Here is a 23751-nt window from a genome sequence, read left to right on the forward strand (position 1 = left end):
ATAATGTCATACACCGCCTGCATACAAGCCATGGACTCCTACCTCATAGTGACGGTCTCCGGCTCCATTGAATCCAGCGAGGAACTCGCCGACCTGGCCGGACTGCTGGTGAGCATGGGCCGGGAATACGGATTGACCAGGGCGCTGCTCAAGGAATACCGGCTGACAAAGAACGTCGACGCCCTGGACATCTACAGCGTGGGCGAGTCCCAGGTATCCGTGGAGGCCGCCGCCATGGGCGCCCGGGTGGCCTGCCTGCCCAATCCCGACGAAATACAGCTGGCGCACACGCTGGAGACCGTGCTCTGCAACCGCTCGGTCAACTACCGCATCTTCGAGGACGAAGAGACGGCCGTGGCCTGGCTGACCAGCTGACGCCATCCATACGCAAAAAGAATTGGACCATACCCCCCGCCTCCGGCTACCCGTCGGGGAACATACGGAGATACCCACATGGACATATTCACCCGCTCCGTGCCCTTCTACAAGATGCAGGGGTGCGGCAACGATTTCGTGGTCATCGACAACCGGGAGCTCGGGGTCCCGCAATCCGCCATGGCCGACTGGGCCAAGGCGGTCTGCGCCCGCGCCTTCGGGGTCTGCGCCGACGGCCTGTTCTTTCTCGAAAACAGCGACGACCCGGCGCTGGCCTACCGCTGGCACTTCTACAACTCGGACGGCTCCCGCGCCGAGATGTGCGGCAACGCCTCGCGCTGCGCGGGCAAGCTGGCCCACGCCATCGGCCTGGCCCCCGCCGAGCACGTCTTCGGCACCGACGCCGGCCCCATCAAGGCCAAGGTCCTGCTCGACGGCCCGGACCAGGGCCGCGTCAAGGTCCAGCTGACCCCGCCCAAGGGGACCGAGACCGGCATCGTCCTGGACGTGGACGGCACGCCCCTGACCGTGCACTTCGCCGACACCGGCGTGCCTCACGCGGTCGTGTTCGTGGACGACGTGGCCGCCGTGGACATCATGGACCTCGGCCCCAAGATCCGCTACCACGCGCACTTCGCGCCCGCCGGGACCAACGTCAACTTCGCCCAGGTGGTGGACGACGCCACCATGCTGCTGCGCACCTACGAGCGCGGCGTGGAGGCCGAGACCTACGCCTGCGGCACCGGGGCCTCCGCCACCCAGCTCCTGGCCAACCAGCTCGGCCTGACCGGGTCCCGCGCCGACCTGACCACCACCGGCAACGAAGTCCTCACCGTGTTCCTCGAAGACGGCAACGTCTTCCTCCAGGGCGCGGCCGAACTGACCTTCCGGGGCGAACTCTACCTCGCTCCCATGGGCCTCAGCCTCTAACCGGGCTCCCTGAACAAAACGAAAGGGAACGTTCCTCGCGGGGCGTTCCCTTTTTGCTTTCCCGGCCCCATTTAATCCGGGGGTCCCGGTCCCGGTCAGGGCCGGGCCGCCAGGACGGTCTCGTACCGCTCGCGGGGGATGATCCGGTACTCGCCCCGCACCGAGGTGCAGACCTTGCCCTCGGCGTTGCGGATGCTTCCCCTGAGCCGGAGGGCGTTCCCCTCGCGCGAGACCAGGGCGCAGGCCGCCCGTATGGGGGAGCCGATGTATACCGGCCGCAGGAACCGGAAACTCGCGCTGGCCGTGACCGCCTCCATGATCCCCGTGGCCTCGTACCCGGCCCACCACATGGCCTCGTCCAGCAGCCCCATCTGCAGGCCGCCGTGGAAGATATCGCCCTGGCCGCAGTAGATGGACTCCGGCGTGTAGTCCGCATACACCCCGCCCTCCCCGTCGCGGTGGAAGGTCAGCTTCAGCCCGGACGGGTTGTTCGGGCCGCAGAAGAAACAGGTGCCGTCCGGAAAGGGGTTGGTCATCTCGCTCATCGGATCCTCCGGGGTTTCGCCCCTGATTACACTACCCCGCCCCCGGCGCAAAGCCCTCCGGCCTTCAGGAATCCAGGCTGTTGACACGGTTCAAAAATGAACATACTGTTCATTTTAACAATAACGAACGCCTCATTCATTATTAACCGACAAGGAGCGGGACCCATGGCGCAGGTACTCAAGGATAGCATCCGGAAACGCATTGCGGACGCGGCGGAATCGAGGTTCGCCGAACAGGGGTTCGAGAGCGCGACCATAGACATGATCGCCCGGGAGGCGGGCGTGGCCGCAGGCACGGTATACAAGTATTTCCCCAACAAGCAGGCGTTGTTCCGATCGATCGTCACGCCCGGGTTCGTGGACGAACTGTCCCGCCTGACCCGGGGTCGGATCGCCGCCTTTGCCCGGCCCGGGGGCATGGAGCCAACTCAGGACACGGCCGCGGGCGCGTCCGGGGAGTTGCTCGGCTTCCTGGCCCGAAACCGGTTGAAGGCCGTCATCCTCCTCGGCTGGAGCCGGGGAACGGAATACGGCGACTTCGTCCCGGCATACCTCCAGGACATGGAGACCAGGACCCTGGCCCAGGCGCGCGAGCAGTTCCCGCAGCTGGAGCAGACCCGGACATTCCGCTTCATGGTCCGCCGCATCCTGGAGGAGTCCGTCCGGGGAACCGTGGCCATCCTCACGGAATTCAAGGAGGAGGCCGACATCCGCAGGGCGTTCGCAGCGGCGCTGCGCTGCCGGATAGCGGGCATCGAAAGCCTGGTCGCCTGGGCGCTGGCCGGGGAGGAGTAGCCGTGCATGGGTTCGACCTCCTGGCCGAGGCCAAGATGCGCCAATGGGAAAAGGAGAGGAAGGAAGGCGGGGCCAAGGCTGCTGCGAACAGGCCCACCGTCACCGTGGAGTCCGGCGACTCCCTGGAGAAGCAGCTCTTCGCGGACATCAAACGTCTCATCCTGCGGTCCCGGGAGGAACCTCCGCAGACCGGGCGGACGACGCTGAAGGAGGCGGAGAAGGTGCAGGTGCAGCTGTCCGCCAGGCTCGAAAAGGCCGGGGCCTGCCACCTCAGCCGATATGTCGCCGAAAGGATCCGGGCCATGCGGGAAGGGAGGGACGAATAACCCTTTCCTCCCCCCTCCTTCGAAAACGCCCGCCCCGCCGGGTCCGCAAACCCCCGAGCGAAGCGAGCGCCGAAAAGTTTTGAAGAGGAGTCCAGAGGGGGAACTTTTTCAAGAGTTCCCCCTCTGGCCACCGGAGGTATCCCTACTTGACGGGCGTGGCGGCCACCCGTTCTTCCTGGGTCATGGCGGCGAGCCGCTCGACCTCATCCATGTCCAGTCCGAGGCCCTCGGCCACGCGGGTGCCGTACTCCTTGTGGGTCAGGTAGAACAGGGCGCATTGGCGCAGCTGGATGGGTTGCGGCACGCTTTTCATGGAGCCGAGGATGTTGTTCACGAGGTTGGTGCGGTCCTGGTCGGTCATGACCACGGAGTACAGGGTCCCCGGCTGGACGAAGTCGTCGTTGGGGTGGGTGTACTCATGGCGCGCGCCCACGCCGTCGAGCGGGATTTCCGGCTCGTTGGAGACGCCGTCCGGGACCGGGCCGTGGAAGGAATTGGGCCAGTAGTTGGGGCCGCCCCCGCCATTGTTGTCCACGCGCATGTTGCCGTCGCGCTGGTAGTTGTTTTCCGGCGCGAGCTTGGGCTGGTTGACCGGGATGAGGTGGTAGTTGGGTCCCAGCCGGTGCAGATGGGTGTCGTGATAGGAGAAGAGGCGTCCCTGGAGCATCTTGTCCGGCGAAACGCCGATGCCGGGCACGAGATTGCTCGGGTTGAAGGCGGCCTGCTCCACCTCGGCGAAGTAGTTCTCCGGGTTGCGGTCGAGCACGAGCTTGCCCACGGTGATGGGCGGAACCTCCTTGTGCGGCCAGACCTTGGTGATGTCGAAGATGTCCCAGCCGAAGTCCTTGGCCTGTTCGGGCGAGAGAATCTGCATCTCCAGGGTCCAGGACGGGTAGTCCCCGGCCTCGATGGCGTCGTACAGGTCGCGGGTGGCGTGATCCGGGTCCTTGCCGCACATCTCCGCGGCCTCGGGGCCGGTCAGGTTTTTGATCCCCTGGTCGGTCTTGAAATGGTACTGGACCCAGTAGTATTCGCCCTTGTCGTTGTACCACTTGTAGGTGTGGCTGGAATAGCCGTTCATGTTCCGATAGGTGGCCGGGGTGCCGCGATCCGAAAACAGGATGGTCACCTGGTGCATGGATTCAGGGGTCAGGGACCAGAAATCCCAGGCCATGGTCGGGCTCTTGAGGTTGGTGGCCGGGTCGCGTTTCTGGGTGTGGATGAAGTCGGGGAATTTGAGGGGATCGCGGATGAAGAAGACCGGGGTGTTGTTGCCGGTCATGTCGTAGTTTCCTTCCTCGGTATAGAACTTGAGGGCGAAACCGCGCGGGTCGCGTTCGGCGTCGGCGCTCCCCTTCTCCCCGCCCACCGTGGAGAAGCGGGCGAAGACGTCGGTCTTCTTGCCCACCTTGGAGAGAAAAGCGGCCTTGGTGTACTTGGTCACGTCGGCGGTGACCTCGAAATACCCGTATGCGCCCGCGCCCTTGGCATGGACCACGCGCTCAGGGATGCGCTCGCGGTCGAAATGGGCCAGCTTCTCAAGCAGGTGGACGTCCTGCATCAGGGTCGGGCCGCGTCCGCCGGCGGTCAGGGTGTTCAGGTCGTTGCCTACGGGGCTGCCAAAGGCGCTCGTCAATTTCTTGTCTTTCGTCATGGTCGGCTCCTCATCTTACGACGTGTTGTGGGGCGGCTTGCCCCTTGTTTTTCTCAGGTGACTGGGACCATAGCAGATAGTAACAATTATCGATATCATTTTCTTAAGAACCCTCCGGGAAACATCCGATTCCGCGCCAATTCGCCAGGATTACGGGAAATGTGCTTTTGCCACTCTACATAGCACAAAAAAAAGCCCCTGCAAAAGGCAGGGGCTTTGTAGTGTTTCGCGGACCGGGAGTTAGCCGACAAGTTCCTTGTTGCCTTCCACCAGATCGGTGACCACGCCCGGATCGGCCAGGGTCGAGGTGTCGCCGAACTCGCTGGAGCCTTCGACGATCTTGCGCAGCACGCGGCGCATGATCTTGCCGGACCGGGTCTTGGGCAGCCCGTCAGCGAACTGGATGAACTCGGGAGTGGCGATGGGGCCGATCTCCTTGCGCACCCAGACCTTCAGCTCCTTGACCATGTCGTCGGTCGGCTCCAGGCCGGAGCGCAGGGTGACGTAGGCATAGATGGTCTCTCCCTTGATGTCGTGAGGCATGCCGACCACCGCGGCCTCGGCCACGTCCGGGTGCGCCACCAGGGCGGATTCGATCTCGGCGGTGCCCATGCGGTGGCCGGAGACGTTGATGACGTCGTCGAGCCGCCCCATGATCCAGAAGTAACCGTCCTCGTCCACGCGCGCGCCGTCGCCCGCCTCGTAGGCTCCGGGGAACCCGGCGAAGTAGGTGGACTTGTAGCGGTCGGTGTCGCCCCAGACGTTGCGCAGCATGCCGGGCCACGGCTTGTCGATGATCAGATGGCCGCCCTCGTTGGCGTCGGCCTGGGTGCCGTCGCGGCGCACGATCTTGGCCGAGATGCCGGGCAGGGCCAGGGTCGCGGAGCCGGGCTTGAGCGGGGTGGCGTAGGGCATGGCGGAGATCATGATGCCGCCGGTCTCGGTCTGCCACCAGGTGTCCACGATGGGCAGTTTCCCGCCGCCGATGTTCTTGTGGTACCAGAGCCACGCCTCGGGGTTGATGGGCTCGCCCACCGACCCGAGCAGCCGCAGGGAGGAAAGGTCGTAGTGCTGGGTCCACTGCTCGCCCTCGCGCATCAGCGCGCGGATGACCGTGGGCGCGGTGTAGAAGATGTTGATCTTGAACTTGTCAACGATCTGCCAGAACCGGTCCGGCTTGGGATAGCTCGGCACGCCCTCGAACATGACCGAGGTGGCGCCGAGTGCCAGCGGGCCGTAGACGATGTAGGAGTGGCCGGTGATCCAGCCGACGTCGGCCGTGCACCAGTAGACGTCGTCGTCCTTGACGTCGAACACGTACTGGGTGGTGTGCGCGGTGTAGGTCAGGTAGCCGCCGGTGGTGTGCAGCACGCCCTTGGGCTTGCCCGTGGAACCGGAGGTGTAGAGGATGAACAACGGGTCCTCGGCCTCCATCTCCTCATAGGGGCATTCCGAGGAGATGTCCTCGGCGGTGATCTCGTCGTGCCACCAGGAGTCGCGGCCCTCGACCATGTTCACCTCGTTGCCGCCGCGCTTGACCACGATGCACTGCTCCACCGAGGGGCAGTCCTTCAGGGCCTCGTCCGCGTTGGGCTTGAGCGGGATGGTCTTGCCCGCGCGCAGGACCGCGTCCGCCGTGACCAGGACCTTGGCCTCGGCGTCCTCGATGCGCGATTGCAGGGCGATGGAGGAAAATCCGGCAAAGACGATGGAGTGCGGCGCGCCCAGCCGGGTGCAGGCCAGCATGGCGATGGCCAGTTCCGGGATCATGGGCATGTACAGGGAGACGCGGTCGCCGCGTTTGACGCCCTTCTTCTTGAGCACGTTGGCAAACCGGCAGACCTCGGTGTGCAGCATCTGATAGGTGTAGACGCGCACGTCCTCCTCGGGCTCGCCCTGCCAGATGAGCGCGGCCTTGTTGCGGCGGCCGTCGGTCAGATGGCGGTCCAGGCAGTTGTAGGAGACGTTGGTCCGGCCGCCGGAAAACCACTTGAACTCCGGCTTGTCGTAGTCCGCCTCCAGTACCGAATCGAATTCGGAAAACCAGCTGATCAGATCCTTGGCCCGCTCGCCCCAATACCCGTCCGGGTCATCCAGGGCACGCTTGTTGGCCGCGTTGTACTCGTCCATACTCTTGATCCATGCCTGATCCTGCATGGCCGCGTCGGGCTGAAATATCTGTCCGTCCTTTTGCAGGCTTTCGATTTTCTTTTCTTCTTCGGTCATCGAGATGCTCCTGAGCTGTTCGTTATCACCACAACGCCCGCCGCTTACGGGCCGCAACCCTCTGAAATCTTGCGCCCATTGCCGCCATGGGCCCTGGACTACATACCATGTAATGAAAGGAAATGACAATCGCTCCCATTTTTAGGTGAACGGTCACAAACCGCCCGGTGAACGGTTAGGGGGTGGTCTTCGTAAGGGAGGCGGCTTCCGATAGCGGGCCATCTGCACATTTTCCGAGGGCCTGTTTGATCCTCACGTAGCTAGGCTACGCTGCGGTCAAACAGCCCCTCGAAAAATGCACATCTGACCCACTCTCGAAAGCCTTGTGCGAGCGCGGGAGGAGAGCCGCTGCTCGAGTGCCGTCGGCACTCGAAGGCACTCCATTTAAAAGAAAAGAATACCGTTGCCCGCCGTCTTTTGGAGCGCCTTGGGGCGCAGCCCCAACAGCGGCTCTTCCACACCCAAGCCCCGCTCGAAGCTCCTCTTCTGGAATGCCTTTGAGGCGTAGCCTCAAACAATGGCTTTCATACCCCGCCAAGCCGTCCGAAGGCTCTCTTCTCTTCCTTCGCCGTACCGTAAAGCGGCACGCAGCGAGCCCTGTTCTGGACGCCTAGAAGCCGACCGCGAAGGGGCGGCGGCTCCGCTTCCGTGACCCGGAGGTATTCCATATAAGGGGCGCTCTCGTGGAGGCACGGACGATACTTTTCATCAGATGGAGCCGCCCCGAGCGGATCGGATTCTTGGCGGCCAAACTCGGGCGGGGCCGCCCCCCAAAGCATTTTTCTTTGGTTCTTTCTTTTTTGCTTTGGAAAAAGAAAGAACCCCGCCGGGAGGGCTCCAAAAAACATGGAGGAGCGCCAGCGACGGCTCTCCCACAACCAGTTCGGCTCCCTGCGCCTGATTGTGGACATGCACGACAACGTGATAAAAGAGGTTCTGTACGACCCGTTCGGCGGGATTATCGAGGACACCAACCCGGTCTTCCGCATCCCCCTCGGCTTTGCGGGCGGCCTGCACGACCGGAACTTGGGCTTCGTCCGCTTCGGCTGGCGTGACAAATCCGCAGGACAGCGGATTTGGACGTTGTGGTCTTTCCGCAACGCCCCGAAGGGGTGAGGGCCATGGACGGCCCGAATCACTACGACGTCAAGACCGGCAGATGGACCGCTCCAGACCCCATCGGGGACCGGGGCGGCGACCCGGACTGGTATGGGTATTGTCTGGACGACCCGGTGAACGCGGTGAACCCGGCGGCACTCTTCCCTCCCCTACCCGGTGACAGCGCGGGCGAAGAAACGACAGGTGCGGTCCTGCCAGGAGACGAAGCCGAGCTCGGCGTCGGCGTACCAGGCGGCGGTGAACGCCTTGGCGTCGGCGGACCAGAGGCGGCTCTTGAGCGGGTCGAACGCGGGCTGGAGACAGAACTCGCCCGGCTCGGTGCGGCCGGTGAACAGCGTGGCCAGTTCGTCCACGGTGGGCAGCCGCCACCCGGTGCGGCCCGCGTAGCGGTTTTTGTCCAGACGGCGGGCGTGGGCCTCGGCGCGCTCCCAGGTCAGGGGATAGCGCGAGCCGAACTTCTCCCAGATCAGGCCGGTGGCCCGGTCCGTGACCGTGCCGTCGCCGTTGTCCAGGAACGTGCCCGAAGCGTAAGCCTTTGGCCGCCACAGGTCGTCCAGGCCGAAGACGGCGCGGGCCTCCTTGAGCCCGACCTTGAGCGGGGCCGAACGCAGGCGCTTTCCGGGGGCGGTCGGCGCGGGCTCGGCCAGCAGGTCCGGGGGAGCGCACACCGCGTCCATGCGCTCGCGCCAACGGGCTTCGAGTTCGTCCAGCGCGTCGAGCATGGCCCGGCCGTCCCGGAACCGGTCCGAGGGATCGCGGGCCAGGGCCGTGGCGAAGAAGTCGTCCCAGCTCCGGTCCAGGTCCGCGTGCAGGACGCCCAAGGGTTGCGCGTCCTTGAGGTCCGGCAGCTGTCCGGTAAGCATCCGGTGGAGGGTCACGCCCACGGAATAGAGGTCCGAGCGCTCGTCCGCGCTTTCGGGGTCCGCCTCCTGTTCGGGCGCGGCGTAGTAGGGCGAGCCCACGACCATGCCCTTGTGGGCTGTGGTCCGCTCGCCGCGCAGCTTGGACAGGCCGAAATCGATGAGCTTGACCGTGCCGAGGCCGCCCTGGTCGGCGGCGAGCATGACGTTGAACGGCTTGACGTCGCGGTGGATGACGCCCTCGTAGTGCAGCCGGTCCAGCCCCCGGAGCATGCCCCGGGCCATGGCCAGGGAGGCTTCCACGCCGAGCCGCCGGGACTCGCGCTCCACCTCGTAGGTCTCGCCCATGAGCGAACCGAGGTTGCCGCAGAAATATTCCATGGTGAAGTGCGGGGGTACGGTCCCGCCGCCCCGGTCCACGTCGAGCACGGCGGCCACGTTGGGGTGATTGATGGCGGCCATGGTCGCGGCCTCCTGGAAGAACATCTCCGCGAGCCGGTCCGCGCCCACCAGGTCCTCCAGGATCTCGGTCGGGCGCAGCGCCTTGAGGGCCACGATGCGCCCGGTCACGGGCATGGCCGCCTTGTAGACCGCGCCCATGCCGCCCCGGCCCAGCAGGCCGCGTATCTCGTACCGTCCGATATGCATGGGAACACGGTAGCCCAAGGGTGCGCCCGAGTCCATCGCGCGGTTTGACTCCGGGACCATTGTTGGTCATAGAAGGTGCTATGAAACCTGTGGAAACGCCACGCACCCTGGCCGCCCTGCGCGGCGCGGTCCAGGGACTGACCGGGAACCCGTTCGGCAAGCTGACCCTGCTCATCCTCCTGCTGATGCTGGTGGCCACGGGCGGCTTCTTTTTCTTCGAGCACTATCCCAAGGGCACGGTGCACGACGCCTTCGGCGCGCTCTGGTGGGCGGTGGTCACCCTGACCACCGTGGGCTACGGCGACGTGGTCCCGAACACCACGGGCGGCAAGATCATGGGCCTGGTGGTCATGGTCTGCGGCATCGGCCTGGTCTCCACATTGACGGGTAACCTGGCCTCCATGCTGGTGGAACACAAGGCCAAAAAGCGCAAGGGGCTGCTCAAGGTGAACCTGACCAACCACGTCATCGTCATCGGCTGGAACGACTTCGGCACGGAACTCGTGAACTATCTCCGCGACAAGGGCGTGCTCCGCGCCCGCGAAGGCGGCCAGTCCGACCTGGTGTTGGTCAACGACCTGACCTCGGACCAGCGCGAGACCCTGGCCCTGCAGCTGGGGCTGGAGGAACGGATGCACTTCGTCTGGGGCAATGTCACCCAGGAGTCGGTGCTGCTCAAGGCCCAGCCCGACCGGGCGCGGGTCATCTACCTGCTCTCCCAGCACCGGGGCCGCGAAGCCAAGGACGCGGACCAGGACACCCTGTACTGCGCCCTGACCCTGCGCGAGATGGCCCCCAAGGTGCCCATCTACGGCGAGGTCGCCCTGCCCGAGAACCGCAAGCACCTGCTGCGCGCCGGGGTGAACGAGATCCTGGTCCACGGCCAGCTGACCTCCGTGGTCCTGGGGCTGATGGGCGTCAACCCGTCCATCTGGAGCCTGCTCCAGGAGATGCTCGGCATGCGCGGCGGCAACAACATGGACATCCGCCCCCTGACCGAGGAGGAGAAGCGGCTCACCTGGGGCGACCTGTTCCCCCGCTTCCGGGCCGACGGGCTGCTGCCCCTGGGACTGGCCCAGGCGGACCGCCAGCTCTCCCTGGAGGACGTCCTGGACCAGGGGTCCGCCCTTGACCAGTTCATCCTGGAGCTGTTCCAGTCTTCGGGCCAGGAGACGCGGCTCGGCAACGCGGGACCGCGCGTGCTGGCCAACCCGCCCGATTCCGAACCGCTGTCGGGGTTCGACGCGGTGCTGTACCTGAGGCAGGGAGAGAAGCGATGACCACGGACCGAATCGACTGGGGTTCCATCCCCCTGTTTAAGGACCTCCCGGCCCCGGCCATGGACAAGGTCCGGCCGATCTTCGACCTGCGCACCCTGGAGCCGGGCGAGAACCTGATCACCGAGGGAGAGGAAGGGGACGAGATGTTCATCCTGGTGGAGGGCCGGGTCCGGGTCAGCAAGTCCATGCTCATCAAGGGCATGGAGGTCCCGCTCCTGGAGATGGACAACCCGCGCAAGGTGCTGGCCACCCTGGAGGAGATCGACCATCCGGTATTCGGCGAGATCGCGCTCATGGACCGCGAGACCCGCTCGGCCACGGTCCAGGCCGTGGCCCCGTCCCGGTTCCTGGTGACCGACCGGCTCCGGTTCTTCGACCTGCTGGACAAGGAGCCGGCCATCGGCGTGCGGCTGTTCAAGCGGCTGGCCCGGCGCATGGCCTCCACCATCCGCCGCAACAACGGCGAGATAGTCAAGCTGACCACGGCCCTGGCCCTGGCCCTCAGCCGGAACAAGACCACGCCCTGAGCCGGATAAGGGGCGGGAGCCGATCCCCCGCCCCGGAACCGGGATGGCGTCCGGGGACGATCCCCGGACTTCGCCGCCACCCTACACCCTGTTTTCGGAAAACCCGGCCTTGGGGCGGGAATGTCGCCTAAAAGCGGTCGAGAAGCATAAAAAATCAACTTGACGGGGTTGCGGAGCACGAGGCCGGAACCCGCAACCTTCCCCCGCCCTTCGGCTTGCCATCAACGGCTTTGGCGTATACTTTAGACATACTCTAGACGTTTACGTCACAAGGATCGAAGGGGGATCATCCCATGAAAAGAATCGTGCTGACCCTGGCGGTGCTGGCCATTGCCGCGCTCATCACGGGCGGCTGCGCCCGCAAGCACATCGAATCCGCCCCGGCCACACAACGGCCGGTGGTCAAGGCCGAGCCCAAGCCCGAACCGGGCATCATCGAGGAGACCTACGTGGTGGGCGGGCCGGAAAAGCCCATGGGCGAACCGCTCGACGCCCCCATCGAGGAGGTCTACGAGGTGGATGCGGCCAAGGAGGCCGGGACCAGCCGGGCTGCCGTGGGCGAGACCGAGCTGGCCGAAGAGCCGCTGCCGGACGCCGACCAGCTGCGCCGCGAGGCCGACGCCGCCGCAGGCGTCCACCCCTCCGAAACCGGCGTCCGGGCCGAGGAGGCCGCCAGCCCGTCCTTGAGCCCTGAGGACGAGCAGGTCATGTCCCGGCCCATCGAAGGGACCGAGGTCGCGCCGGTCTCCGGCGGGTACTACGTGCAGGTGGGGGCGTTCTCGGATCTCGAAAACGCGAACAGAGCCTTGGCACGCCTCCTTGCGGACGGGTACAAAGGCTCTGTAATGATCAGGACGGACGAAGGGTTGTTCCGCGTGCAGGCGGGCGCGTTCCCGGACGAGATTTCGGCCGGGGTGGCGCTCGACAAGCTCAGGACGGACTACCCCAAGGGATTCGTGCTGAAGAAGCCGTAGACCGTATCGTTGTCGAACTTCGGGGCCGGGTGTTGTCGCTCGGCCCTTTTTTTCGTCCCCGGCCTAGGGATTCAGTTCAGCGCGGAACTTGCGGGACAACCTGAAGACGACCACCTTGCGCGGCGGCAGGGTGATGGTCTGGGTGGTCTGGGGATTGCGCCCCTTGCGCGCCCGCTTGTCGTACGCTTCGAACTTGCCGAAACCGGAAATCAGGAGGGCGTGATCTTTCTTCACGGCCGTCTTCATGATCTCGAGGATGACCTCGACCAGGTCCTTGATCTCGGCGCGGTTCTTGTCGGTGCGTTCGTAGATGTAATCCACGATTCCGGCTTTGGTGAGGGTGCTCATCGATTGCCTCCAAAAAGGTTTTTCAAAGACTTACTTCAGCAATCCCGCGATGGTGGCCGCGAGTTTTCGCATTTGTTCAGGGTCGTCGTAGGGGGCCTGGGGCCACAGCCGCAACCCGTCGTCCGCAAATCTGGGCACAAGGTGGAAATGCGCGTGGTGGACCAGCTGTCCGGCGGCCTCATGATTGTTCTGCATGAGGTTCAGCCCGTCGGCTCCGGTCGCCTCCATGACCGCTCCGCCCACCGCCTTGAGGGCCGCCAGCAGGTCGGCTCCCAACCCGGTCGGCAGGTCCATGAGGGTCGGGTGGTGGTCCTTGGGCAGCACCAGGGCGTGGCCCGCGTTCACGGGCGCGATGTCCAGAAACGCCAGGACCGTTTCCGATTCGAAGACCTTGGCGCAGGGTATGTCCCCGGCCACGATCTTGCAGAAAATGCAATCGGAATCCGTTATCGTCATGCGCGTTTTTTCCTCCGTCATTCCCGAACTCCAAACGTTTCAACCGCATGGAATCCACGGCCACCGGTTGTCATTTTTTGACCGTTAGCTGTATTCATACAAGGAAAATCCAGTCAAATCAAGTCTGTTGGCGCAAATACCTGAAAAGCCCCGCGCCACAAGGGTTGCGGAGAAGTCTAGATATTGTCTGAAAAATCGGACAGTTGGTCGGCGCTAAGTGGCCGGAATCCATGTTCGATTTATTTATTCAATAAATACAGCTGGTTGATGGTCTGACGAAAGAAAAGTCCGGTTTTTGCGGGCGGATGCCGCTTTTCAAGGGAAAATCAGGTCATGAGCCGTGCATCCGCACGGCAAGAGGGCCAGCCTACGATTTCCGGGAAAAAGCGAAGAACTTGAGCGGGGAGTAGTCGCCGACCGCAGGGGCCAGGGCCGCGCTGAAGAATTTGACGAACTCGGAATTGCGCTTGAAGTCCTTGCCCTTGGTCAGCATGGCATGAAGGACGCGCGCCGTGAAATAGTAGGTGGACAGCAGATTGCTGGGCAGATCGAAGGTCTCGGACGCATAGGGCCTAAGGCCCGGATGGTCGAAATAATCGTCCGCCAGATACTGGTTGTGGTGGGCCGGGGCAATGGGGTCCAGGTCGAACTCGGAGCGCGCCTCGTTCAGGTTGGCCAGGGAGGAGTTGAACGACTCGATGAAGAGGGCATGGCCGCCCTGCCCGCCTTCGGGCTTGCGCAGCCCGTTGACCAGGTTGTTCAGGGCCTTTTGCTGGTCCCCGGCGTCGAGAAGGTTGATGAGCACCCGCTGGCAGAGGAGAATGTCGATGCCGCCCTCGGGCACGTCCGCTTCGTTGCGGATGTCGCCGCTGACCACGCGCACATTGTCTGCGCCCTCAAACCGCTTCCGGGCGATGGCAAACAGCTCGGGGGTTTTTTCCAGTCCCAGGAATATCTGTCCGGGGAACGCCTTGCTCAGGACCTCCAGAGTGTAGCCGTTGCCGCAACCCACGTCGGCTATGACCAGCTTGCGGTCGGCCCTGGACAGGATGTCGGCCACGAAACCGCAGATGGCCTCGGTCTCCATTCGCCGGATGCTCTGATCCGCCATGGTGCTGCACGGGGAATCGCCCTGTTCTTCGGCCACCTTCCTGTAGTGCTCGGCGATGACGTTCTCGTAGCTCTCTCTGGTCATGAAACCCTTCCGTCGATTATGTTTTGCGGCGTTGTCCGCCCCGCCGTCGGCGGGCCGCACGAAGCCGCAACCCCTATAGTACAGCATCCGCGAGGAGTCCATCACAAATAACCGGGCCGCTCCGCTGCCCGCACGGGCTTGACGCGCGCTTTCCCTCCACGCTATTCCCATACCCGCCAAGACAAGACGCCCCCGGATGGGCCGGTCATGACCGGCATCATGACGCACCCGCCCGATACCATTCAAGGAGATACACATGACCAAGACCGGCATTCTCTTCCCCGGACAGGGGTCCCAGGAGAAAGGCATGGGCCGCGACGTGGCCGAGGCGGATTCCGCCGCCCTGGACCTCTGGAAGCTGGCCGAGCGCGAGTCCGGCCTGCCCCTGCGCGAGATATACTGGGACGGCGAGGAGTCCGACATGGCCGACACCCGCGCCCTGCAGCCCGCCCTGACCGTGGTCAACCTGACCCTGTGGATGGCCGTGCGCGACAAGCTCGCCCCGGCGGCCACCGCGGGCCATTCCCTGGGCGAGTTCGCCTCCCTGGGCGCGGCCGGGGTCCTCGACGTGGAGGACTGCGTGCGCGCCGTCATCCTGCGCGGCCGGTTGATGGCCGAGTCCGGCGGCGCGGGCCACGGCATGGCCGCCGTGGTCAAGCTCCCGCAGGACAAGGTCGAGGAGATCGTGGCCGAGGCCGTGAAGCTGTCCGGCGCGGAGCTGCGCATCGCCAACTACAACACCCCGGCGCAGTTCGTCATTTCCGGCGAGAAGGAAGCCCTGGACGCCGCCGAACCGCTGGTCAAGGAGGCCAGGGGCCGCGCCATCCGGCTGGCCGTGTCCGGCGCGTTCCACTCCCCGCTCATCAAGGAGGCCGCCGACGAGTTCGCCGCCTTCCTGGAGGGGTTGGCCTGGCGGGAACCCGCCTTCCCGGTCTTCCACAACGCCACGGCCCTGCCCGAACCCGACCCGGACGCGATCCTGACCGTCATGCAGCGCCAGATGACCTCGTCCGTGCTCTGGGTCCAGACCGTGCAGGCCATGCGCGCCCTGGGCGTCAACGACTTTGTGGAGGTCGGCCCCAAGGGCGTGCTGACCAAGATGCTCAAGCCGAACCTGGCACCGGACGAGGATTGGACCGCCCGCGCCGTGGGCAGCCTGGCCCAGGCCGGGGAGCTGTAGGCCATGACCCGCGCCTTCGGCATCATCGGCTGGCCGCTCGGTCACACCATGAGCCCGGCCCTGCACAACTGGGGATTCGCGGAACTCGGCCTGGACGCGCGCTACGAGGCGTGGCCGCTCAGGCCGGACGACCTGCCCGCGTTCATGGCGCGCGTGCGCGAGACCCCCATCCACGGGCTGTCCGTGACCATCCCGCACAAGCGGGCGGTCATGCCGTTCCTGGACCGCATCTCGGACCGGGCGCAGGCCATCGGTGCGGTGAACACCCTGTACTGGGACAACGGGCTGCTCTGCGGCGAAAACACCGACGTCGTCGGCGTGGTCGCCCCCCTGCGGACCCTGGACCCCATGCCCCGCTCGGCCCTGGTGCTCGGCGCGGGCGGCGCGGCGCGGGCCGCCGTGGCCGGGTTCCTGGAGCTGGGCCTCGAAGTGGCCGTGTCCAACCGGACGCGGGCCAAGGGCGAGTCCCTGGCCGCCGACTTCGCCGTGCCCTGCGTGGACTGGGACGAGCGCATGGACAACGGCTGGGGGCTGGTCTGCAACACCACCCCGCTCGGCATGTCCGGCGACCTGGCCGACAGGACGCCCTTCGACCCCGCCCGGCTGGGACCGGACGGCGTGGCCTACGACATCGTGTACAATCCCCTGAAGACCCGGTTCCTGGCCGAGGCCGAAGCCGCCGGGCGCAGGACGATCTCCGGACTGGAGATGTTCCTGCATCAGGGGCTGGCCCAGTTCCGGCTGTGGACCGGACGGGACATGGACGAGGACGGCGCGCGCACCCTGCTGCTCGCCGCCCTCGCCGGATAACCAAACATTGGAGGGAGCTCCCTTGAAACGTCTTTCCCTGGCTCTTTCGGCACTGGTTCTGGCCCTCGGGCTCTTCCTGACCCTCGCCCCCACGGCCCAGGCCGGGCCGAACCCGGTGGTGGTCATGGAGACCTCCATGGGCCGCATCATGATCATGCTCTATCCCGCCGACGCGCCCAAGACCGTGGCCAATTTCCTGAAATACGTGGAGGCGGGCTTCTACGACAACACCATCTTCCACCGCGTGATCCGCCAGCGCAAGCGGGGCGGCGAGGACGACACGGCCATGAACATCGTCCAGGGCGGCGGCTACACCTTCCCGGCCAAACGCAAGAGCCCGCTCTATCCGCCCATCCCCAACGAGGCCTCCACCGGACTGATGAACACCAAGGGGACCATCTCCATGGCCCGGACCGATGTCCCGGATTCAGCCACCAGCGAATTCTTCTTCAACGTGGAGGACAACCCTCCCTTCGACTACCGCCAGTCCGCCGCCGTCGTGGGCGCGGGCACCTTCTCCAGCAGCGTCTCCGCCGGGTACTGCGCCTTCGGCAAGGTCATCCGGGGCATGGACGTGATCGAGAAGATCAGCGAGGTGCGCACCGCGCGATCGGGCCTCATGCAAGACGTGCCCGTGGACCCGGTGTTCATCAAGAAGGCCTACAAGGCCAATTAGCCGCGCTGCGGACGGCGCGCCCCAAGACTCGAAAACACGACCCCCCGCCTGCGGTGCGCAGGCGGGGGGTCGCATTTTCCGAGACAGCCGCCCGGAAGCGGTTGGCGGGCGGGCCTACAGGTTGCAGGAATCCCCGGCGCACTCCAGGAACAGATCCCAGAGGGAATTGAGCTCAACCACCACGTTGGCCGAAGCCGTGTCCAGCACCGCCGAGGTGATGCCCAGCCGCTTGACCACGTTGTTGGAGACCTCGTAGTTCAGGCCGTCCGCGCCCAGCCCCACGCCGATCATCTTGGCCAGCACGTTGCCCACGTGGACCAGGTCCAGGACCAGGTCCTCGCCCTCGAACGCGTCGGGGCGCAGGTGATGGCGGACCACCCGGGTGATGGGCTCGGGCAACCCCCAGCGGGAGAGCAGCAACCCGCCCACCTCGGCGTGGCTGATGCCCAGCACGGCCTCCTCGGCCCGGTCGAAGGGCAACCCCTCGTCGAACACCATCCGCAGGATCTCGCGCAGGTCCACCTGGACGAACGCGCCCAGCAGGAGCTTGCCGATGCCGGACAGCAGCCCGGCGGTATAGACGTGCTCCGGCGCGTCGAGCCCCAGCGCACGGGCCAGCTCGCGCGAGGCGATGGCCACGGTGGTGGAGTGCTGCAGGAACATGGACGGGGCCTGGTCGTACCCCGCGATGACGTTGACGTAATAGGGGGCCACGCCGGTGGAGACGAAGAACCGCAGGACATCCGGGGAATGCAGTGCGGCCATGGCCCGGCGGGCGGTCAGCACGGGCTCGCCCCCGGTCAGGGTCGAGGCGTTGACCACCTTGAGCAGATTCGCGGTCAGGCCCGGGTCGTGCTCGATGATCCGTTCCAGGTGGCGGAAGTCCACCTCCTGGTCCTCCATGAGCGCCCCGGCCTTGCGCACGCAGGTCGGCATGGCCACCACCTTGTTGCAGGCGGCCAGGATTTCGTCGCGTCGGGTCATAGGTCTTTCTCCTTCCCCATTGACCTCACTACCACACGACCGGTGTCGAGGTACAGAAAGAGTGTGCGGGGAATGGTGCCGCCTACGTCCACGGCGTCGAGCTTCCGGTTGTTGCGCTCCATGAGGGTCTGCAACGCGTTGAAATTTCTCAGCCCGGTGTCGAACAACCGGTCCTTGCGCATGTTCGCGCCGCCCGCGACCTTGAAGACCAGCCGCTCCTTTCTCGCGCCCAGGTCCACCAGCCGCCGTACGGTCATGGCCACGCCCGTGGTCACGAACATGAACGGGTTCTGGCGCGCCTTCTCCCTGGCCGCCGCCGCCGAAGGCAGCAGGCAATGGACCATGCCGCCGATCCGCTCCTTGGGGTCATAGATCGCCACGCCGAGACAGGAGCCGAGCGAGTAGGTCACGATGACGTCCCCGGGATTCCGGGAGAGTTTCATGTCGGAAATGCCGACGACGAGCGTGTTGTTCATGTTGAGGCTCTCTTATATTGGGCATGCGCAAGAGTAAAGCTCATCCTCTGCCCTTGCATTCACCCCGTCCTTGGCCGATACTTCGGACATGAGCGACAGCAATCACTGGGCCGTGCTGGCCGACATCCATGGAAACTCGCTGGCCCTTGCCGCCGTGCTGGACCATGCCCGCAAGCGCGGGCTGACGCGGTTCGTCAACCTCGGCGACACCTTTTACGGCCCCCTGGACCCCGCCGGTACATGGGCCATACTCCGCGACCTGGACATGCCCGCCGTGCTCGGCAACCAGGACCGCATCCTGTTGGAGGCGACCCCGCAGACCGCGTCCGTGCGCGCGGCGATCGGCCCTGACGGGCTGGCCTGGCTGGCCGGGTTGCCCGGGACCCTGCGCCCGGAGGAGGACGTCCTGCTCTGCCACGGCACCCCCCGCGACGACGCGACCTACCTGCTGGAAGACGTGACCACCGGACTGCCCGCGCCGCGCGCCGAAGCGGCCATCCTGGACGACCTGCTGCCCGAGGCGGCGAACTGCTCCCTGGTCCTGGCCGGACACAGCCACCACGCAGGACTGGCAATGGCCGGCGGGATCACCGTGGTCAACCCCGGCAGTGTGGGGCTGCCCGCCTACGATGACGACAATCCGCCCCACATCATGGCCTCGGGTTCGCCCAGAGCGGCCTACGCCGTGCTGACACGGGCGCCCGGCGGGTGGGAAGCGGACTTCATAGAGGTTGAATATGATTGGGAATCCGTTGCCAACCTGGCCAGGCGGAACGGACGCGAGGATTGGGCGCGCTGGCTGGCCACCGGCATGGCCTGATGCGCCGCACCGGCCCGGCAACCGGGTTGCGCCCTTTTTTTCTGGACTTTTTTTAGATTCTTCTGGAAAATACGGACCTACTGTCCGTTCCATCACCGTGTCCCGAGAACGGCGTCAGCGGGCCTGGACCAGCCCCAAAACGGTCGAACGAGCCATGAAGCAGCCCAACGCCGCGCACACCAACATCCTGTTCGCCCTGGCGCTCTGCGCCCTGGCGGTGCTGCTTCTGTACCCCTCTCCCGCCCCTGCGGCTTCGGCCCAATCCTATTTCACCGAAGGCCACGCCGCGTTCCACGCCCTGCTCAAGAACAGCCGCAAGGCCAAGTACCGCTCCAACTGGGAAAAGGTCGAAAAGGACTTCACGCGCTGCCTCAAGGCGTCGCCCAACGGCCCGTACGCGCCCAAGGCCCTGTACTACATCGGCCGGGTATATGAGGAACTGGGCGCGCGCAGCGGGCTGAAATCCGATTTCCGGCGCGCCGTGGACTACTACGGCCGGGTATTGGCGCGCTACGAGCGCCACGGCTGGGCCGACGACTGCCTGTACCGGCGGGCCGACATCTACGCCCGGCGGCTCAACGAGACAGACCCCGCCCGGCTCGACCTGGCGTCCATCATCGTCGAATACCCGCGCTCGGACATGCGGGCCAAGGCCGAGGCCATGCTCAAGCGGCTCGGCAAATACGACTGGGCCATCGCCCAGGTTTCGGGCTCGGCCCAGGCCAGCGGCCCGGCTGCGGCCCCGGCCGCCAAGCCCGTGCGCCAGCAGCCCCTGGCCTCCAAGGCGTCCGATCCGTCCGGCATGGCCCATCTGGACGTGGTCCGGTTCACCTCCAGCGACGAGTACACCCGCGTGGTCCTGGAACTGGACGCCCAGGTCAAGTACCGCTACCAGGTGCTCGGTCCCAACACGGACGTGAACCGCCCGCACCGGCTCTACATCGACATCCAGGACGCGCGGCTCGGCCACGACGTGACCGCATCCACCACGGTGGCGGACGGCATCCTGCGCTCCATCCGCACCGGCCAGTATTCCAAGGACACCACCCGCGTGGTCCTCGATTTCCTGGACATGCAGGACTACAAGATCTTTCCGCTCCAGAACCCCTACCGCATCGTCGTCGACGTGTACGCGCCCGACGGCTCCGCCCCGGCCACAACCCGGGCGTCCCTTGGGCCCAGGGTGGAAGAGCCGCACCACACCACGGCGGACTCCACCTACCGCCCGCCCAGCGGGAGCAAGCAGATGGCCGGGAGCCTGCTGGAGCAGCTCGGCCTGACGGTCAAGACGATCATGATCGACGCCGGACACGGCGGCAAGGACCCCGGCGCGGTGGCCAACGGCATGCGCGAGAAGGACATCAACCTGAAGTTCGCCAAGCTGCTGGGCAAGAAGTTCGAGGCGCAGGGATTCCATGTTCTCTACACCCGGACCACGGACGTCTTCATCCCCCTGGAGAAGCGCACGGCCATGGCCAACGTGCAGAAGGCGGACCTGTTCCTGTCCATCCACTGCAACGCCAACCGCAGCCGCAAGATCAACGGGCTGGAGACCTACAGCCTGAACCTGGCCAAGTCCGACGCCGCCGTGCGCATCGCGGCCCGCGAAAACGCCGTGGACCCGCGCGCCATTTCGGACCTCCAGTTCATCCTCACGGACCTGATGGTCAACTCCAAGATCAAGGAGTCCCGCGACCTGGCCTCGGACGTGCAGTCCAACACCATCAACCGCATCCGTAAGAAGTACACGGTCAAGAACCAGGGCACCCGCGAAGCCCCCTTCTACGTCCTCATGGGCGCCAAGATGCCCTCGGTCCTGGTGGAAATCGGCTACATCACCAACAAGACCGAAGCCTCCCGCCTGTCCAGCGACTCCTACCTCGACCACCTCTCCAACGGCATTGTCGAAGGCGTTCTCGCCTACAAAGGCAAAATCGAGAGATATGCGATGAACTAGGGGCGGCTTCCGATAGCCGCGCATCCGCACATTTTCCGGCTCCCCCGTTTGGTCCTCACGTAGAAGGCTACGCTGCGGTCAAACGGGGGCCGAAAAATGCACGGCTGCACCACTCTCGAAAGCCTATTCCGGGTACAAAGAGCCGCTGTCGGGCGCTGACGCACCCGAATCGCTCCAGTTAATAGAATAAGACAAGCCCCGCTCGCACGACCGAGCGGGGCTTCATCTTTTTCACACCCAAAAGAGCGTCTTCGGGGCACAGACCCGAACAGCGGGTCAACCCTCCGCCCCTCCGACCGAAGGCCCCCTGTTTCTGCCAAGCCCTCCGCCCTCGAAATAGGCTTGTGAGAGTGGGTCAGGCGTGCATTTTTGCCAGGGGGCTTTCACCGCAGCGTAGCCGTCTACGTGAGGATGAAAGCCCCCTGGCAAAAATGTGCGAATGGCCCGCTATCGCAAGCCGCGCGCCGCCAACCAAGCCTCAGCCAAAGCGGCGGCTTCGTCCATCTGGGCTACCGTCATGTGTTCGACAATCTGCGAAAGATACTCGCGGCCCTTGGGATGGCCCCGGGTGGCGGCTATGGCGAACCACTTGCACGCCTCGACCACGTCGGGGTCGCGGTCGATGCCCTGGACCAGGTACTCGCCCAGGGCGATCTGGGCCTGGGTATAGCCCTGTTCGGCGGACAGGACCAGCCAGTCGTGGGCCGTTGCCGGGTCCACCGGCACCAGGGTGCCGGTCAGGTGCAGCACGGCCAGGTTGTACTGGCTCTGGGCGTCGCCGTTGGCCGCGGCCAGCCGGGTCCAGTAGAGGAACTGGGTGGGGTCGCGCGGCACGCCCATGCCCTGGCCGAAGACCTGGGCCAGGTAGGCCTGGGCCTGGGCCTGGCCCTTGTCGGCGGCCTTGCGCAACAGCGCGATCCCGGCCGCCGCGTCCTGTTCCACGCCCACGCCGTTGACGTAGAATCGGCCCAGGATGTGCTCGGCGTCCGTGTTGCCCTGGTCGGCGGCCTGTTGCAGCCAATGGGCGGCCCGGGCCATGTCCGGCATGCCGAACACGCCCTCGTAATAGGCGCGGGCCAGCTCCAGCTGGGCCGAGGCGTCGCCGGACCGGGCGGCGGCCTTGAGTTCGTATCCGAGTTCGGGCAGGGCGCCGCAATAGACGCCGGACAGGAAGAGACCGACCAGGAGCAGGCCGGAGAAGAGGAGGAAAAGCGGGCTGTTCTTCACCATGGTTCACCACCATCTGTTCGCGAGGGTAAACGTATCCAGCAAAGCCCGTTATACGCTGCCCGACGCAATGTCAAAGGGAGTATATCGGTAAAACCGATCAGGAACCCATGGCGCGGCCCGCCTCCGCGGGCTTTTTCAGCAAGGCCGCGAGTCCGGCCGCGCAGGCCGTGAGGGCCGCGCAGAGCAGGAAGGGACCGTTGAAGTCGCCGGTGGCCTCGGCCAGCCACCCGGCCACGGCCGGGCCCACTATCTGGCCTGCGCCGAAAAACAGGGTGATGAACCCGAAGGCGCGCACAGCCTGCTCCGGCCCCATGTAGTCGCCAACGGCGGCGGACATGATGGTCGGGATGCTCCAGACCACGATGCCGAAGAGGGCGATGGAGCCGTACAGGAACCCCGTGCCGCTCAGGGCGGCGAAAACGTAGGCCACGGTGAACAGCAGGAAGACCGCGATCATGCCGAGCCTGCGCCCGAGCCGGTCCGACAGCCAGCCGAACAATGGGCCGGAGAAAACGGACAGCCCGCCCACCACGGCCCAGAACCGCCCGGCCACATCCTCGCCGAAGTGGTGCGCGTCCACCATGGAAGTGACGATGAAGGTCGCGTAGACCACGTAGGTGGCGCCGAAGAGCAGGTAGATGACGCCCAGATGGACCACGTCCCGGCGCGCCACTCCGGCGCGTTTGCCGGCCCCCGGCACGGACGCGGGCGGCCCCCCTCCGGTCCCCAGCGGCTCCAGCCCCTTTTCGCGCGGATGGTTGCGCAGCAGGATCGCGGCCAGCATGGTCACGGCCAGGGAGATCCCTCCCAGGACCAGCCAGCCCGTGCGCCAGCCCTCGCCCCCGGACCCCTGATTGACCCAGGGGATGAACAGGCCGCAGAAGATGATCGCCAACCCGTTGCCCGAGACCATGAACCCGGCGGCGCGGCCACGGGTGTCCCTGAGGAACCAGTGGGACACCAGCCCCATGAGCGGCACGTTGGCCAGGCCGGACCCGACGCCGGTGGCGAAATACAGGACCAGAACCGGAACAAAGGACGTGCAGCGGGCGATGAGGATCATGGACCCGCCAACCAGGGCCAGCCCCAGGGCGATGGCCCGGCGCGCGCCCAGGGATTGGGTCGCGGTCCCGGCCACCAGGACCGCGCTCATGTACCCGGCGAAATTGCCGGTGCTGATCAACCCCATGCGGGCGTAGTCGAGGTGCAGGGATGCGCCCATGGAGGGCAGAAGCATGCCCAAGGAGAACCGGCCCAGCCCCAGGCAGGCGAAGAGCACGGCGCAGCCGGTCAGGCAGATGACCCAGCCGTAGTGGACGGGGCGGCCCGCGCTCACAAGGATTCGCACCGATGCGGACAC

Annotated in this window: 24 protein-coding genes; 13 read left to right on the forward strand and 11 right to left on the reverse strand. The window is 65.5% G+C overall.

Annotated elements, in window-relative coordinates:
• Positions 1-3: 3 nt before the first annotated feature.
• Together AWY79_RS00950 and dapF are read left to right on the forward strand one after the other, a co-directional pair.
• On the forward strand, positions 4-375 hold the full coding sequence (locus tag AWY79_RS00950; protein ID WP_133987432.1) for a hypothetical protein: 372 nt from the start codon (positions 4-6) through the stop codon (positions 373-375).
• A gap of 78 nt (positions 376-453) precedes the next feature.
• Positions 454-1305, forward strand: coding sequence for a diaminopimelate epimerase (dapF, locus tag AWY79_RS00955; RefSeq protein ID WP_066799209.1), 852 nt, complete (start codon positions 454-456; stop codon positions 1303-1305).
• 95 nt (positions 1306-1400) lie between these two features.
• On the opposite strand, the gene AWY79_RS00960 is transcribed toward dapF, so the two are convergent.
• Positions 1401-1850: a PaaI family thioesterase gene (locus AWY79_RS00960; protein WP_066799210.1), complete on the reverse strand. Its 450-nt coding sequence runs from the start codon at positions 1848-1850 to the stop codon at positions 1401-1403.
• A 165-nt stretch (positions 1851-2015) separates the two neighbouring features.
• Between AWY79_RS00960 and AWY79_RS00965 the strand changes: the two genes are divergently transcribed.
• Both AWY79_RS00965 and AWY79_RS00970 read left to right on the forward strand, forming a co-directional pair.
• Positions 2016-2645 (forward strand): helix-turn-helix domain-containing protein, encoded by a 630-nt coding sequence (locus AWY79_RS00965; protein WP_066799212.1) that lies wholly within the window; start codon positions 2016-2018, stop codon positions 2643-2645.
• Between the two features lie 2 nt (positions 2646-2647).
• Positions 2648-2971 (forward strand): hypothetical protein, encoded by a 324-nt coding sequence (locus tag AWY79_RS00970; RefSeq protein ID WP_066799214.1) that lies wholly within the window; start codon positions 2648-2650, stop codon positions 2969-2971.
• A gap of 142 nt (positions 2972-3113) precedes the next feature.
• Here AWY79_RS00970 and AWY79_RS00975 read toward each other — a convergent pair whose 3' ends face one another.
• Positions 3114-4625 (reverse strand): catalase, encoded by a 1512-nt coding sequence (locus AWY79_RS00975; protein WP_066799219.1) that lies wholly within the window; start codon positions 4623-4625, stop codon positions 3114-3116.
• A gap of 240 nt (positions 4626-4865) precedes the next feature.
• A complete protein-coding gene (gene acs, locus AWY79_RS00980; protein WP_066799221.1) occupies positions 4866-6851 on the reverse strand; it encodes an acetate--CoA ligase in 1986 nt (661 codons plus the stop codon).
• An 846-nt stretch (positions 6852-7697) separates the two neighbouring features.
• On the opposite strand from acs, the gene AWY79_RS19200 reads away from it, so the two are divergent.
• Positions 7698-7967, forward strand: a complete 270-nt coding sequence (locus AWY79_RS19200; protein WP_066799230.1) for an RHS repeat domain-containing protein — start codon at positions 7698-7700, stop codon at positions 7965-7967.
• 152 nt (positions 7968-8119) lie between these two features.
• Here AWY79_RS19200 and AWY79_RS00995 read toward each other — a convergent pair whose 3' ends face one another.
• Complete coding sequence (locus tag AWY79_RS00995; RefSeq protein WP_066799231.1) at positions 8120-9478, reverse strand: protein kinase domain-containing protein; 1359 nt, start codon at positions 9476-9478, stop codon at positions 8120-8122.
• An 89-nt stretch (positions 9479-9567) separates the two neighbouring features.
• On the opposite strand from AWY79_RS00995, the gene AWY79_RS01000 reads away from it, so the two are divergent.
• The 3 genes from AWY79_RS01000 (at position 9568) to AWY79_RS01010 (ending at position 12259) form a co-directional block, all read left to right on the forward strand.
• Positions 9568-10758, forward strand: a complete 1191-nt coding sequence (locus AWY79_RS01000) for a potassium channel family protein (RefSeq protein WP_269465350.1) — start codon at positions 9568-9570, stop codon at positions 10756-10758.
• Positions 10755-11285, forward strand: coding sequence for a cyclic nucleotide-binding domain-containing protein (locus AWY79_RS01005; protein WP_078063550.1), 531 nt, complete (start codon positions 10755-10757; stop codon positions 11283-11285). Before AWY79_RS01000 ends, AWY79_RS01005 begins: the two co-directional genes overlap by 4 nt.
• A gap of 293 nt (positions 11286-11578) precedes the next feature.
• Positions 11579-12259 carry an SPOR domain-containing protein gene (locus AWY79_RS01010; protein WP_066799233.1) on the forward strand — a complete coding sequence of 227 codons (681 nt, stop codon included), beginning with the start codon at positions 11579-11581 and terminating at the stop codon, positions 12257-12259.
• A gap of 63 nt (positions 12260-12322) precedes the next feature.
• Here AWY79_RS01010 and AWY79_RS01015 read toward each other — a convergent pair whose 3' ends face one another.
• From AWY79_RS01015 to AWY79_RS01025, 3 genes are all read right to left on the reverse strand, one after another.
• Complete coding sequence (locus AWY79_RS01015; RefSeq protein ID WP_066799235.1) at positions 12323-12607, reverse strand: integration host factor subunit alpha; 285 nt, start codon at positions 12605-12607, stop codon at positions 12323-12325.
• A 30-nt stretch (positions 12608-12637) separates the two neighbouring features.
• Positions 12638-13063, reverse strand: coding sequence for an HIT family protein (locus AWY79_RS01020; RefSeq protein ID WP_078063867.1), 426 nt, complete (start codon positions 13061-13063; stop codon positions 12638-12640).
• Positions 13064-13430: 367 nt separating this feature from the next.
• The gene (locus tag AWY79_RS01025; RefSeq protein ID WP_066799239.1) at positions 13431-14258 is read right to left on the reverse strand and encodes a class I SAM-dependent methyltransferase; all 828 of its coding nucleotides are present in this window, start codon (positions 14256-14258) and stop codon (positions 13431-13433) included.
• 256 nt (positions 14259-14514) lie between these two features.
• On the opposite strand from AWY79_RS01025, the gene AWY79_RS01030 reads away from it, so the two are divergent.
• The 3 genes from AWY79_RS01030 to AWY79_RS01040 are packed head-to-tail and all read left to right on the forward strand — an operon-like array spanning position 14515 to position 16924.
• A complete protein-coding gene (locus AWY79_RS01030) occupies positions 14515-15438 on the forward strand; it encodes an ACP S-malonyltransferase (protein WP_066799241.1) in 924 nt (307 codons plus the stop codon).
• A gap of 3 nt (positions 15439-15441) precedes the next feature.
• Positions 15442-16248, forward strand: coding sequence for a shikimate dehydrogenase (gene aroE / locus AWY79_RS01035; protein WP_066799243.1), 807 nt, complete (start codon positions 15442-15444; stop codon positions 16246-16248).
• A 22-nt stretch (positions 16249-16270) separates the two neighbouring features.
• Entirely contained in the window at positions 16271-16924 is a 654-nt protein-coding gene (locus AWY79_RS01040; protein ID WP_066799245.1) for a peptidylprolyl isomerase, read from the forward strand.
• Positions 16925-17038: 114 nt separating this feature from the next.
• Here AWY79_RS01040 and AWY79_RS01045 read toward each other — a convergent pair whose 3' ends face one another.
• Both AWY79_RS01045 and AWY79_RS01050 read right to left on the reverse strand, forming a co-directional pair.
• A complete protein-coding gene (locus AWY79_RS01045) occupies positions 17039-17908 on the reverse strand; it encodes an HDOD domain-containing protein (protein WP_066799247.1) in 870 nt (289 codons plus the stop codon).
• Entirely contained in the window at positions 17905-18384 is a 480-nt protein-coding gene (locus tag AWY79_RS01050) for a chemotaxis protein CheD (RefSeq protein ID WP_066799249.1), read from the reverse strand. Before AWY79_RS01050 ends, AWY79_RS01045 begins: the two co-directional genes overlap by 4 nt.
• Before the next feature lie 88 nt (positions 18385-18472).
• Here AWY79_RS01050 and AWY79_RS01055 point away from each other — a divergent pair, with 88 nt between their 5' ends.
• Both AWY79_RS01055 and AWY79_RS01060 read left to right on the forward strand, forming a co-directional pair.
• A complete protein-coding gene (locus AWY79_RS01055; RefSeq protein ID WP_066799251.1) occupies positions 18473-19204 on the forward strand; it encodes a metallophosphoesterase family protein in 732 nt (243 codons plus the stop codon).
• 154 nt (positions 19205-19358) lie between these two features.
• Positions 19359-21161, forward strand: a complete 1803-nt coding sequence (locus AWY79_RS01060; protein ID WP_066799253.1) for an N-acetylmuramoyl-L-alanine amidase — start codon at positions 19359-19361, stop codon at positions 21159-21161.
• A 447-nt stretch (positions 21162-21608) separates the two neighbouring features.
• Here the strand turns inward: AWY79_RS01060 and AWY79_RS01065 are convergent, their stop codons facing one another.
• Together AWY79_RS01065 and AWY79_RS01070 are read right to left on the reverse strand one after the other, a co-directional pair.
• Positions 21609-22391 carry a tetratricopeptide repeat protein gene (locus AWY79_RS01065; RefSeq protein ID WP_066799255.1) on the reverse strand — a complete coding sequence of 261 codons (783 nt, stop codon included), beginning with the start codon at positions 22389-22391 and terminating at the stop codon, positions 21609-21611.
• A 97-nt stretch (positions 22392-22488) separates the two neighbouring features.
• Positions 22489-23739, reverse strand: coding sequence for an MFS transporter (locus AWY79_RS01070; protein WP_066799257.1), 1251 nt, complete (start codon positions 23737-23739; stop codon positions 22489-22491).
• Between the last annotated feature and the right edge of the window lie 12 nt (positions 23740-23751).

This window comes from Pseudodesulfovibrio indicus, assembly GCF_001563225.1.
GTDB classification, from domain to species: domain Bacteria; phylum Desulfobacterota; class Desulfovibrionia; order Desulfovibrionales; family Desulfovibrionaceae; genus Pseudodesulfovibrio; species Pseudodesulfovibrio indicus.